Raw genomic sequence first — 12,109 nt, 5'->3', positions numbered from 1 at the left:
TATTTGTCCGAATGCATCCCCCTGCGGCCAGGGGCCGCCTTTCGCTCAGGCGCCGTGGACTACCACAGCCGCACGCGCTGCTCCGGTGGCAGGTACAGCTTGTCGCCGGGCTTCACGCCGAACACGCGGTAGAACGCGTCCTGGTTGCGCACGCTGCCGTTGACGCGGAATTCGTTCGGCGAATGCGGGTCGGCCTTGATCTGCACGATGGTGGCCTGGTCGCGCATCTTGCCGCGCCAGGACTGCGCGAAGCCCAGGAAGAAGCGCTGCTCGCCGGTGAGGCCGTCGATGACCTGTGCGGGCTTGCCGCCCAGCGAGATCTGCCACGCGCGGTACGCGACAGCGAGGCCCGAGTTGTCGGCGATGTTCTCGCCCAGCGTGAGCTTGCCGTTGATGAAGTAGCCGGCCACCGGGCTGTAGGCGTCGTACTGCTTCGCCAGTTGCGCGGCCCGCGTGCGGAACTGCTGGTGGTCGCGCGCGCTCCACCAGTTGCGCAGGTTCCCCTTCTCGTCGTATTGGCTGCCCTGGTCGTCGAAGCCGTGGCTGATCTCGTGGCCGATGACCGAGCCGATGGCGCCGTAGTTCACCGCGTCGTCCGCGACCGGATCGAAGAACGGCGGCTGCAGGATCGCCGCCGGGAACACGATCTCGTTGAGCTCGGGGTTGTAGTAGGCGTTGATCTGGTGCGGCGCCATGAACCATTCCTCGCGGTCCACCGGGCGCCCGAGCTTGCGCATGTTGCGCTGCGACTCGAAGGTGTTCACCCGCATCATGTTGCCCACCAGGTCGCCTGGCGCGATGGACAGGGCCGAGTAGTCGCGCCACACCTTGGGATAGCCGATCTTCGGATAGAAGGTCGAGAGCTTCAGGCGGGCCTGCTCCTTGGTCTGCGCATCCATCCAGTCGAGCGTGTCGATGCCCTCGCGGAACGCGGCCAGCATGTTGGCCACCAGGCGATCGACGCGCGCCTTCTGCTCGGGCGGGAAGTACTGCGCCACATAGAGCTTGCCCACGGCTTCGCCCAGGTTGCGTTCCACCAGGCGGATGCCGCGCGTGTCCCGCGGCTCCTGCTTGGGCACGCCGCGCAGCACGGTCGAATAGAAGGCGAAGCGCTCGTCCGCGAACGCCTTCCGCAACAGCGCCGCGTGATCGCTGAGCAGGTGCCAGCGGAAGTACGTCTTCCAGGTGGCCAGCGGCGTGTCCTGCAGCAGCTTCGCGAAGCCCGCCAGGTAGCTGGGCTGGCTGACCACCAGCGCATCGGCCTTGCCCGCGATGCCGTGCGCCGCCATCCACGCCTGCCAGTCGAAGCCGGGCGTGAGGGTGGCGAGTTCACGCAACGGCAGCCGGTTGTAGGTCTTCACCGGATCGCGGTTCTCGACCTTGGTCCACTGCACGCGCGCCAGCGCCGTCTCCAGCGCGAGGACCTCGCGCGCCGACCGCGCCGCGTCCGCATCGCCCGCCTGGGCCAGCATGGCCTGCACGTGCGCCAGGTACCTGGCGCGGATGTCGACGAGACGCTGGTCGTCGTCCTTCAGGTAGTAGTCGCGATCGGGCAGCCCCAGGCCGCCCTGCTGCAGGTCGACCACGTACTGCGTTGCGTCCTTCGCGTCCTGGTGCACCTCGACGTGGAACGGCACCGACACCGACAGCTGCTGCCAGCGCGCGATGAGCGCCGGCACGCCGCCCTTGTCAGCCAGCGCGTTCACGCGGTCCATCTCGGCGGCCAGCGGCTTCAGGCCCAGCGCCTCGATGTGCGCTTCGTCCATGTAGCTGGCGTACAGGTCGGCGATCTTCTGCGCCTCGGAGCCGGCCGCGGGATGCGACGCCGCCGTGGCCTGCACGATCCCGCGCACCCTGGCCCGCGTGGCCTCGTCGACGATGTTGAACACGCCCCAGCCGCTCTTGTCGTCCGGGATGGCATGCGTGGCCAGCCAACCGCCGTTGGCGTGCCGGAAGAAGTCGTCCTGTGCACGCACTGCGGGATCGCGGTCCTGGGCCTCCAGGCCGGAGCGCTTGCCGGCGGCCGGAGCGGCGTCGTCCGCCAGGACGGGTGCGCACGCGGCGCAGAGGGCGATTGCAGTCAGAACGGTTCGAAGCACCAGGGTCTCCTCGTCGTGAGGCGCGAATGGTAGCCGCGTGGCGGCATCGCGCGGGCAGGATTCGGGCGGCGCCGCTCACGCAGCGAGCAGCCGCAGCAGCAGCCAGGACGGCAGGCCCGCGTATAGCGCGACGACGCCGAAGCGTTCGAGCCAGCGCCGGACGTCTGTGGCGCTGCGGGGTCGCAGCAGGACTGCGGCCAGGGTCCCCGCCTCGATGACGGCGCGCAGCACCGCGGCGCACAGCACGGTGCCGATGGCCCACGACGCCCACCAGAGCGCGAATGCACGGAGGTACGCCACCAGCCCGAAGGTGTAGTACTCGCCGAACGCACTGCCGAAGGCGATGTGCTGGTGCAGCCGGAACGCCGGGATGGCCAGCAGCAGCGGCAGCAGGACGAACCTGGCCAGCGGGTGCTGCCATCGGCCCGGACGCACCGCCGACCGCGCGTGCGCATAGGCAGTGGCACGCGACGGCGCGACGGAAGTCGACGCCGCGCGCGATCCCAACACGGCACGCGAGAAGCTCCACGGATCGCCCATGGCCAGCCCGTAGCGCCAGTGGCGGCCCGAGGCCAGTCGCAACGACACGCCAGGCATCGGAACCGGCAGGCGCCACGCATCGACGGCCACGATCTCGCCGAGGGCGAGCCGCAGCCGCTGCTGCCCGCGCTGCAGCACGAGCACGCCTTGTTCGATCGCCGCTCGCGCCATGAAGGCGCGCAGCACGCACCACGCGGCGACCTCGGGAACGAGGAAGAAGGTCGTGAAGGCCCGCAGTTGCGCGAACGTGTTGCCCTGCAGCGGTCCGCTGCCCGAGACCAGGACGGCGGCCAGCCAGAGCAGGCTGCCGCGTGCAAGGACACGCAGCAGGCCGGCGGCGATGCGCGCGATCGGAGGCAGCACGGCGATGTGGACAGGGACCGCCGGCGCCGCTTCGTCTGCCGATGAATGCGCGTCGTTGTACGCGGCCCATCGACGCGCGGCAGCGACGAGGGCCAGCAGCACGAGGAACGCCACGGCCGCGCGGCCGACCCAGTCGCCCCACGCGACCATCAGCGTGCGTGGCGCCTCGCGCACGGCAACGTCGCCGACCACCAGCGTGCGTTCGCCCCTGCGCGTCCCGGCGATCACGTTGCCAGTGGGGTCGATCACGGCGCTGTAGCCGTTGGTGGTGACCCGGAACTGCGGCAGCTGCGTCTCGATGCTGCGGAACGCCGCGGCGGCCTGGTGCAGCTGCGCTCCATGCGCCGGGAACCACGCATCGTTGGAGAGGGTGAGGATGGCCTGGGCACCGAGTCGCGCGCCGTCGACCGCGAGCCCCGTGTCCACGTCGTCGAGGCAGACGAGTGGCAGGACCGGGACCTCGCGACCGTCGGCGAGACGCAGCGGAAACACCCGCGCGCCGGTGCCCGGTTGCCAGCTGCCGGTCCACGGCAGCCAGCGGCGAAGCAGGGAGCCGTCGAGCCAGGGCGGCACGTACTCGGTGAGCGCGAACAGCCTCGTCTTGCGGTACATCCCGAGCACGCCGTTGCCGGGAGCGACGAAGGCCGCGGCGTTGTACTCGCCCGAGGCGTCGCGGTCGTAGGTGCCGAACACGAACGGCACCCGGGCCGCGTCGACGATGCCGAGGATCTCGCTATCGAGTTCCGCGCCGGCCTCGCTCTTGGGATGGCCGAAGGTCGTGGGGTACACGGTCTCGGACCACAGCACCGCGTCGGCATGCTGCCGCTCGACCGCGTCGTACGACATCGCGTAGTGCGTGTCGAGTACCTCGCGCACGACGGCCGCAGGGCCCTTCTCGCGCCGCAGCCGCTCGTAGTCGGTAATGTTCGACTGCACCATGCCCACGCGCAGTGGCTGGCCGCCGGCTGGCTCGGACGACAGCGCGACAAGGCCGTACCCTGCCAGCAGCAGGGGAACCAGCAACGCGCAGGCAAGCGGCCTCGCCACCGCCCGGCCGCCATCGCTGCGCCGCGCGATTGCAGCCGCCACCGCTTCGTTCGCCAGCAGCAGCATGACGGTGAGGCCCGCGGTGCCGCCCACGTCGGCGGCCTGCCGCAGCACGCGGGACGGATACAGCCCGTAGCCCAGCGTGTCGCCAAGGAGCCTCGGGACCAGCGACTCGGTCGCGACCCAGGCCGCGGTCGCAGTGAACGCGCGCAGCACGGCACCGTGGCGGCGACCGGTGACATGGCGCACCAATGCGAAGGCCAGGAACTGCGGCTGGAACAGCGGTGCGGCGAGCAGGAGAACCGTGATGCCGATGCCGGTCCCGAGCTGCGTGTAGCTGCCGATCGCGCTGCCGAACCAGCCGAACGCCGCGGCGGTGAAGGCGACCGACATTGCCCATGCGCCGCGCAGGGCGCCGCCGAGGGTGGGCTCCTTGTCCAGCGCCCGCAACCACGGAGCGAGGGCGACGAACCCGAGCATCCACGCGGCGCCGCCGCGGGCGAACAGGAAGCACAGCAGCGCGCTGGCCAGCACGCCAGGCCACCTGCTGTCGCGCAGCCGCAGGACGGAAAGGCGCGAGTTCAGCTGCGGACTCGCGACGGGTCGGCCGGAGCGGGGATGGTGACGCGCCGGATCGGCAGGCCCGCCGGAGCCAGCTCCGGGGGGACCACGCGGTCGGCCGGCACCGCGATCGGCTGGCCGGCGGCATCCACGAACTGGCGGCCGGGCGCGAACATCAGGATCGGCTCGATGCGCTCGCCGTCATCGGTGACCTGGTGGTGCCGCACATACCCGTCGGGCAGCACGAAGTCCTCCGGCACCACGAGCCCCACCAGCGGCGGGCGGGTGCCGGGCGGAGAGAAGGCGCCCAGGCCGGTGTGCACGCCGGCCGCATGCAGCCGGTCGATCACTTCGGCCATCGGGGGATGCTCGCCGGTGTTCAGGTAATCGGCGAGGTCGGGCGTCTGGTCGCCACCCGGATCGCGCTGGGGCCGAACGGGAGCGGCCGGCGCGCTCGGCGCGGACGGCACGGCCGCGGGCGCAGAGCGCGCGACCGGGCCAGGGGCAGGCGCGGCGGAGACCGGCGCAACGGCAACGGTGTTCGATGCCGTCGCGACGGTGGCGGCCATGGGCACTGCAGCCGGCTGCGGCTGCGAGGGCGAGAGCCACCATCCCGCGACGCCGCCCGACACGACCGCCAGCGCGACCACGAGCAACATCGGCGACGGCGTCCACGCGCCGCCCTCGTCGGCCCGAGGGGCCGCCGGCGGTTCAGGTCGGCGTGGATGGCGCATGGCGCACGACCGCGATGTCGTCAGGGCGTGGACGGGGTGGGCGTCGAGACCGACCAGCCCATGCGCTCATGGCCGTACTGGTTCCAGATCGGGCTCTTGCCGCCGGTGAAGCTGGTGTAGCGCGGCGCTCCCGTGCCGGTCGTGCCGCCGAAGAGGCCCGCGTTCACCGTGCCGCCGGTGTAGGTGGGGTGGGTGTCGTCCGACTGGATGTAGTCGTAGCTGCTGCCCGATGACACGAAGTGGGTGTTGGCGTCGCGGATGGTCGGGCGCAGCGTGGACGTGATGCGGGTGACGTAGCTCGCCTCGCTTTCGCCGGCGACATAGCGCAGCCCGTCCGAGTCGACCTGCCCGTCGCCGTTGCTGTCGTAGTCGGCGCCCATGTACTGCGCGAAGTTGTCCGCGCACTGGAAGCCCTTCTGGCGCGCGTATTCGCACATCCAGTAGTTCATCGTCGCCAGCTTGGGCAGGAAGGTCTGCTGCAGGTTGACCGTCTGCCCGGTGGTGGCGTCCTTGCAAGTGCTCTGCACGTTGTCGGCGGCATAGCCGGGGTAGTGCAGGTTCGAGATGATCTTCAGCTTGGTGCCCGCGTACGCGTTGGCGTTGATGAAGTCCATCGCGGCCGCGACGTAGGTCTTGCAGCTGTTGACGGCTGCATCCATCCCGGAGATGTCGCAGGTGCCGGTCTGGCTCTTGAAGGCCGAGCGCGCCTGCAGGCCGTCGTTGCCGCACATCTCGAACGTGACCACGCGGGTCGAACTGGCCTGCATGTACGACTTCTCGGCCACGATCTTGTTGTTGTAGATGTCGGACGCGACGGCGCCCGACTTCGCGCGACGCACGCTTTCGATGTCGGCGTTCCAGAGGGCCGAGAGGTACTCCGCGTCCACGGTCGGTGCCGCGTACTTGGCTGCGCTGGTGGTGGAGCCGTTGTAGCCGGCATAGATCGAATCGCCGTAGGCCACCACGCGGTACTTGGTGGTGGTGCCGGCGCGATCGATGGTCCAGGAGACGTTCTGCGTCAGCGTGTTCGCCGCCGCCTGCCCACCCAGCGCGAGCAGGGCCATCGCGGGGACCAGGATGCGCATCGCGGCAAGCAACCGCGCGCGAGCAGTCGCCATGGGGACGGGAGCTTTCAGGTGCATTGCAGGCCTTTCGAAGAAGGATGGAACACAGCGCCTGAAGCCGTGAAGTTCCCCGGCGCCTGGAGGGGGCGGGGCGAGACTAGCAGCGGCCGATGCAGCGCCATTGCGGGGAATCCCTGCATTGCAGTGCGGCAGGACCGCGGGCCGCACGCACGCGGTCCTGCGACCCTGTCAGGATTCACAACCTGAAGTCGTACGAGACGGTCAGCGGCGCGTGGTCGCTGAAGCGTTCATCGCGGTAGATCTGCTCGCCCCGTGCGGTCACCGCGATGCCGGGGGTGGCCAGGTGGTAGTCCAGCCGCCACCCCACGTTGTTCATGTAGGCCTGGCCGCGGTTGCTCCACCACGTGTAGCTCTCGCCGGTGGTGTCCGGGCGCAGGTGGCGGTACACGTCGACCAGCCGGTGCTCGTCGAGCAGCTTGGACATCCAGGCGCGCTCCTCCGGCAGGAAGCCGCTGTTCTTGCGGTTGCCGCGCCAGTTCTTCAGGTCCTGCTCCTTGTGCGCGATGTTGACGTCGCCGCACAGCACGAAGTCGCGCTGCGACTTCAGCTGCACCAGGTGCGGCTCGAACTCGGCGAGGAAGCGGAACTTGGCCTGCTGGCGCTCCTCGCCCGAGGAGCCGCTTGGGAAGTAGGCGCTGATGACGGAGAACTTGCGCGCCGGCGTGTCGAAGCGCAGTTCGACGTAGCGGCCCTCGGCATCGAATTCGTGCGAGCCGTAGCCGGTGACCACGTCGCTCGGCTCGTGGCGGCTGTAGGCGGCCACGCCCGAGTAGCCCTTCTTCTGCGCGAAGTGGAAGTGGCCCTTGAGGCCGGCGAGCTGGTCGAAGCGGCCGAGCACGTCGTCGGCCTGCGCCTTGACCTCCTGCACGCAAATACAATCAGGCGCCGCCTTGGCGAGCCATGCCTCCACGCCCTTGCTGGCGGCCGAACGGATGCCGTTGAGGTTGAGGCTGGTGAGTTTGAACGAGGAATTTCCCATGGTGGCAGCAACCGGCCAGGACGCCCTGGCGCAGGAGTTCGTGGAGTTCGCGGTGCAGTCTGGCGTGCTGCGTTTCGGCGAGTTCCGGACCAAGGCGGGACGCCTCTCGCCCTACTTCTTCAACGCAGGACTGTTCGACGACGGCGCCAAGCTCGGCCGGCTCGCGCAATTCTATGCAAGCCGCATCCTCGCTTCGGGCATCCAGTTCGACATGCTGTTCGGCCCCGCTTACAAGGGCATTCCGCTGGCGGCGGCGGTCGCCATCGAGCTCGCGCGCATGGGACGCAACGTGCCGTATGCATACAACCGCAAGGAAGCCAAGGACCATGGCGAAGGCGGCCACCTGGTGGGCGCGCCGGTGCGCGGCCGCGTGCTGATCGTCGATGACGTGATGTCGGCCGGCACCGCGGCGCGCGAGTCCATCGCCCTGATCCGCGCGGCCGGCGCCACGCCGCACGCGGTGGCCATCGCCCTCGACCGGCAGGAGAAGGCCACCGAGGACGGTCGCGACGTGGACCACAGCGCCGTGCAATATGTCCAGCGCCAGCTCGGATTGCAGGTCTGCGCGATTGCGCGCCTCGCCGACCTGCTCCAGTATCTGGGCAAGCACGCCGGCGGCGAGCTCGGACAGCACCACGGCAAGGTGCTTGCTTACCGCCAGATGTACGGCGTCGACGAGAACAACACCTCCACTGCTTCCTGAGGGGAACCGTCCCGTGCGGATTCGCGCCCGCCTGCTGGTGAGCCTGCTTGTCGCCGCCTGGTGCTGCCAGGCCGGCGCGCAGGCGCGCATCTACAGTTGCGTGGACGCCAACGGCCGGCGCCTCACCGCCGACCGCCCGATCATGGAATGCCTGGATCGCGAGCAGAAGCAATACGGCGAGAACGGCACCGTCAAGGGCAGGCTGCCGCCCTCGTACACCGCGCAGGAGCGGGCGATCGAGGACGAGAAGATCCACCAGGCACAGGCCGCCGCGCAACGCGAAGCCGAACTCCGGCGCCGCGACCGCGTGCTGCTCAACCGCTATCGCGACGAGGCCAGCCACCAGCGCGAGCGCGCGTCCTCGCTGGCACGCGTGGACGACGCCATCGCCGCCGGCGAGCGGCGCGCGATCGACCTGGCGCAGCAGCGCAAGGACCTGGAGCAGCAATCGGCCACCACGAAGAACGTGGCGAAGGCCAACCAGCTCCGGCGCCAGCTCGATGAGAACGCCGAGAACGCGTCGGCGCAGCAGCGGCTGCTGGCGGCGCAGCGCGACGAGCGCCAGCGCATCGGCAGCCGCTTCGACGAGGAGTTCGCGCGGCTGCAGGTGCTGTGGAACGCGGCGCCCGTGCCCGGCGTGACGCCCGCGGTGGCGCGGCCCGAGACGCCCACCCCGAAGCGCTGAAGCCGGCCTCAGCCGGCCAGCTTCTTGCGCAGCAGTTCGTTCACCTGAGCCGGATTGGCCTTGCCCTTGGTGGCCTTCATCGCCTGGCCCACCAGCGCGTTGAACGCCTTGTCCTTGCCGGCCTTGAACTGCGCCACGTTGTCGGCGTTGGCGGCAAGGATCTCGTCGAGGATGCGATCGAGCTCGCCGGTGTCGCTCATCTGCTTGAGGCCCTTGGCCTCGATGACGGCGTCCACCGCATGGCCCTCGCCGCTCCACAGCGTGTCGAACACCTGCCGGGCGGCATTGTTGGAGATCGTGCCGTCGGCGATGCGGCCGATGAGGGCCGCGAGCGTCACCGCGGTCACGGGCGCCTGCTCGATGCCGATCTCCTGCGCGTTCAGGCGGCGCGAGACCTCGCCCATGATCCAGTTGCTGGCCAGCTTGGGCTGGCCACTCGCCTTCGCCGTTGCCTCGAAGTAGGCGGCCATCGCGGGGCTCTGCGTGAGCGTGGTCGCGTCGTACTCGGGCAAGGTGTAGTCGGCGACGAAGCGCGCCGCCATCGCACGCGGCAGCTCCGGCATCCCGGCCTTCACCTGGTCCACCCACTCGCGCGCCACCACCAGGGGCGGCAGGTCGGGATCGGGGAAGTAGCGGTAGTCGGCCGCGTCTTCCTTGGTGCGCATCGCGCGCGTCTCGCCGGTGTCGGGGTCGAACAGCACGGTGGCCTGCTGGATCGCGCGGCCGTCCTCCAGCTCCTCGATCTGCCAGCGGATCTCGAAGTCGATCGCCTGCTGCATGAACTTGAAGCTGTTCAGGTTCTTGATCTCGCGCCGCGTGCCAAGAGGCTGACCCGGCTTGCGCACCGACACGTTGGCGTCGCAACGGAAGCTGCCTTCCTGCATGTTGCCGTCGCAGATCCCGATCCAGGTGACGATCTTGTGCAGCTCCTTCGCGTACGCCACCGCTTCCTCGGTGGAGCGCATGTCGGGTTCGGTGACGATCTCCAGCAACGGCGTGCCGGCGCGATTGAGGTCGATGCCCGACTGGCCGACGAAATCCTCGTGCAGCGACTTGCCCGCGTCCTCCTCGAGGTGGGCACGCACGAGGCGAACGCTCTTCTTCTCGTCGCCCAGGTAGAAGGCGACCTCGCCGCCCTGCACCACCGGGATCTCGTACTGCGAGATCTGGTAGCCCTTGGGAAGGTCGGGATAGAAGTAGTTCTTGCGCGCGAAGATGCTGCGCGGCGCGATGGTGGTCCCGACCGCGAGCCCCAGCTTGATGGCGCACTCGACTGCGGCCTTGTTCATCACGGGCAGCGTGCCGGGCAGCGCCAGGTCGACAGCGCTGGCCTGCGTGTTGGGCTCGGCGCCGAACGCGGTGGGCGCACGGCTGAAGATCTTGGAGCGCGTCGCGAGCTGGGTGTGGGTCTCGAAGCCGATGACGACTTCGTAGCCGTGAACGAGCTTGCTCATTGCAGGCCCTCCGGCTTGCGCAGGTGGAAATCCGTCACCTGCTGGAACCGGTGCGCCGCGTTCAGCAGCTTCGCCTCCTGGAAGTAGTTGCCCAGCAACTGAAGCCCCACCGGCATGCCGCCCTCGCCGAAACCGCACGGCAGGCACATGCCAGGCAGGCCGGCCAGCGAGCCGGGCAGCGTGAAGATGTCGGCCAGGTAGTTGGCCACCGGATCGCTCTTGGCGCCCAGCTTCCAGGCCACCGTCGGCGCCGCAGGGCCCGCGATGACGTCGCACTGCGTGAACGCCTGCCGGAAGTCGTCGGCGATCATGCGGCGGATCTTCTGCGCCTGCAGGTAGTAGGCGTCGTAGTAGCCGTGCGAGAGCACGTAGGTGCCGATCATGATGCGGCGCTTGACCTCGTCGCCGAAGCCTTCGGCACGCGTCTTCTTGTACATGTCGACCAGGTCGGTGTACTGCTTCGCACGGTGGCCGAACTTCACGCCGTCGAAGCGCGAGAGGTTGGACGACGCTTCGGCCGGCGCGATGATGTAGTAGACCGGGATCGACAGCTCGGTGCGCGGCAGCGTGATGTCGACCAGCTTCGCGCCCAGTTGCACGTACTGCTTCAGCGCCGCGTCGATGGCGGCGCGCACGTCGGGCGCCAGGCCCTCGCCGAAGAACTCCTTCGGCACGCCGATGCGCAGGCCTTCGATGGATGCATCGAGCGAGCGGCCGAAGTCCTCGGCCGGCATGTCCAGCGAGGTCGAGTCGCGATCGGGATCGGGGCCGCACATCACCGACAGCAGCAGCGCGCAGTCCTCGGCGCTGCGCGCCATCGGCCCGGCCTGGTCGAGGCTGGAGGCGAACGCGATCATCCCGTAGCGCGATGCACGGCCGTACGTGGGCTTGATGCCGGTGATGCCGCAGAACGAAGCCGGCTGGCGGATCGAGCCGCCGGTGTCGGTGCCGGTGGCCACGGGCAGCAGGCGTGCAGCAACGGCGGCAGCGCTGCCACCCGAGGAACCGCCGGGGATCCGCGAGTGGTCCCAGGGGTTCTTCACCGGATGGAACGCGGAGTTCTCGTTGGACGAGCCCATCGCGAACTCGTCGCAATTGAGCTTGCCCAGGCTCACCGCGCCGGCCTCGGCCAGCTTGCGCACGACGGTCGCATCGAAGGGCGAGCGATAGCCCTCCAGCATCTTCGAGCCGGCGGTGCTCGGAAAGTCCTTCGTGACGAAGATGTCCTTGTGCGCGAGCGGCACGCCCAGGAGCGGCGCCGCATCGCCGCGCGAGATGCGCTCGTCGGCCGCGCGTGCCTGCGCGAGCGTGACTTCTTCGTCCATCGCGAGGTAGGCGCCCAACGCCGACTGCGCCCGGCCACGTGCCAGAAAGTGCCGCGCGGTCTCGACAGCGGAGACGTCCTTCGTCTTCAGCCGGCGCGCCAGGTCGGCCACCGACAGGTCGTGCAGGTCCGCCATCACTCGATCACCTTGGGCACCAGGAACAGCCCGCCTTCGACAGCGGGCGCGCTGCGCTGGTTGGCCTCCCGCGCATTGGGCTCGCTGGGCACGTCGTCGCGCAGCCGCAACTGGACGTCCTGGAAGGCAGCGACCGGATGCGCGAGCGGTTCGATCCCCGCGGTATCCACAGCCCGCATCGCCTCCACGATCGAGAAGAAGCCGTTGATCTGCGTCAGCATGCGCTCGCTCTCGGGAGGCTGCAGTTCGAGTCGGGCCAGGTGCTGGATGCGGCGGACGTCGTCGGGGGTCAGGGCCATGGTGCGCGGTGGCGAAACGATGTGTAAGCGCGACAGCCTC

10 protein-coding genes are annotated in these 12,109 nt (G+C 69.4%); 2 read left to right on the top strand and 8 right to left on the bottom strand.

Translation table 11 applies throughout. The features are described 5' to 3' along the window. Window positions 1-59 precede the first annotated feature (59 nt). The 5 genes from ACPWT1_RS05775 to ACPWT1_RS05755 all read right to left on the bottom strand — a co-directional run bounded on the left by ACPWT1_RS05775 (window position 60) and on the right by ACPWT1_RS05755 (window position 7,468). Window positions 60-2,099 (bottom strand): M13 family metallopeptidase, encoded by a 2,040-nt coding sequence (locus ACPWT1_RS05775; RefSeq protein ID WP_427914440.1) that lies wholly within the window; start codon window positions 2,097-2,099, stop codon window positions 60-62. A 75-nt stretch (window positions 2,100-2,174) separates the two neighbouring features. Beyond that, a complete protein-coding gene (lnt, locus tag ACPWT1_RS05770; RefSeq protein WP_427914439.1) occupies window positions 2,175-4,583 on the bottom strand; it encodes an apolipoprotein N-acyltransferase in 2,409 nt (802 codons plus the stop codon). 47 nt (window positions 4,584-4,630) lie between these two features. Then, the gene (locus ACPWT1_RS05765; protein ID WP_427914438.1) at window positions 4,631-5,269 is read right to left on the bottom strand and encodes a hypothetical protein; all 639 of its coding nucleotides are present in this window, start codon (window positions 5,267-5,269) and stop codon (window positions 4,631-4,633) included. Window positions 5,270-5,364: 95 nt separating this feature from the next. Continuing rightward, complete coding sequence (locus ACPWT1_RS05760; protein WP_427914437.1) at window positions 5,365-6,462, bottom strand: SGNH/GDSL hydrolase family protein; 1,098 nt, start codon at window positions 6,460-6,462, stop codon at window positions 5,365-5,367. 202 nt (window positions 6,463-6,664) lie between these two features. Further along, window positions 6,665-7,468, bottom strand: a complete 804-nt coding sequence (locus ACPWT1_RS05755) for an exodeoxyribonuclease III (protein ID WP_427914436.1) — start codon at window positions 7,466-7,468, stop codon at window positions 6,665-6,667. Between ACPWT1_RS05755 and pyrE the strand changes: the two genes are divergently transcribed. Together pyrE and ACPWT1_RS05745 are read left to right on the top strand one after the other, a co-directional pair. After that, window positions 7,467-8,171, top strand: coding sequence for an orotate phosphoribosyltransferase (pyrE, locus tag ACPWT1_RS05750; RefSeq protein ID WP_427914435.1), 705 nt, complete (start codon window positions 7,467-7,469; stop codon window positions 8,169-8,171). The two genes, ACPWT1_RS05755 and pyrE, sit on opposite strands and share 2 nt — an antisense overlap. Before the next feature lie 13 nt (window positions 8,172-8,184). Further along, window positions 8,185-8,856, top strand: coding sequence for a DUF4124 domain-containing protein (locus ACPWT1_RS05745; RefSeq protein ID WP_427914434.1), 672 nt, complete (start codon window positions 8,185-8,187; stop codon window positions 8,854-8,856). Between the two features lie 8 nt (window positions 8,857-8,864). On the opposite strand, the gene gatB is transcribed toward ACPWT1_RS05745, so the two are convergent. Genes gatB through gatC form a run of 3 tightly spaced genes read right to left on the bottom strand, consistent with a single transcriptional unit; the run spans window position 8,865 to window position 12,069 of the window. Continuing rightward, window positions 8,865-10,310: an Asp-tRNA(Asn)/Glu-tRNA(Gln) amidotransferase subunit GatB gene (gatB, locus tag ACPWT1_RS05740; RefSeq protein ID WP_427914433.1), complete on the bottom strand. Its 1,446-nt coding sequence runs from the start codon at window positions 10,308-10,310 to the stop codon at window positions 8,865-8,867. Beyond that, the gene (gatA, locus tag ACPWT1_RS05735; RefSeq protein WP_427914432.1) at window positions 10,307-11,770 is read right to left on the bottom strand and encodes an Asp-tRNA(Asn)/Glu-tRNA(Gln) amidotransferase subunit GatA; all 1,464 of its coding nucleotides are present in this window, start codon (window positions 11,768-11,770) and stop codon (window positions 10,307-10,309) included. Before gatA ends, gatB begins: the two co-directional genes overlap by 4 nt. Further along, window positions 11,770-12,069: an Asp-tRNA(Asn)/Glu-tRNA(Gln) amidotransferase subunit GatC gene (gene gatC, locus ACPWT1_RS05730; RefSeq protein WP_427914431.1), complete on the bottom strand. Its 300-nt coding sequence runs from the start codon at window positions 12,067-12,069 to the stop codon at window positions 11,770-11,772. The genes gatA and gatC overlap by 1 nt, the downstream gene beginning before the upstream one ends. Between the last annotated feature and the right edge of the window lie 40 nt (window positions 12,070-12,109).

This window comes from Ramlibacter sp. MMS24-I3-19, assembly GCF_050320135.1.
Classification (GTDB): domain Bacteria; phylum Pseudomonadota; class Gammaproteobacteria; order Burkholderiales; family Burkholderiaceae_C; genus Ramlibacter.
This window is presented reverse-complemented; position numbering and strand designations above follow the sequence as displayed.

Coding starts and splice junctions, on each gene's coding strand:
- ACPWT1_RS05760 (WP_427914437.1), bottom strand. CDS start 6,462: ATGGCGACTGCTCGCGCGCGGTTGCTTGCCGCGATGCGCATCCTGGTC.
- gatC (WP_427914431.1), bottom strand. CDS start 12,069: ATGGCCCTGACCCCCGACGACGTCCGCCGCATCCAGCACCTGGCCCGA.
- ACPWT1_RS05765 (WP_427914438.1), bottom strand. CDS start 5,269: ATGTTGCTCGTGGTCGCGCTGGCGGTCGTGTCGGGCGGCGTCGCGGGA.
- gatA (WP_427914432.1), bottom strand. CDS start 11,770: ATGGCGGACCTGCACGACCTGTCGGTGGCCGACCTGGCGCGCCGGCTG.
- pyrE (WP_427914435.1), top strand. CDS start 7,467: ATGGTGGCAGCAACCGGCCAGGACGCCCTGGCGCAGGAGTTCGTGGAG.
- gatB (WP_427914433.1), bottom strand. CDS start 10,310: ATGAGCAAGCTCGTTCACGGCTACGAAGTCGTCATCGGCTTCGAGACC.
- ACPWT1_RS05755 (WP_427914436.1), bottom strand. CDS start 7,468: ATGGGAAATTCCTCGTTCAAACTCACCAGCCTCAACCTCAACGGCATC.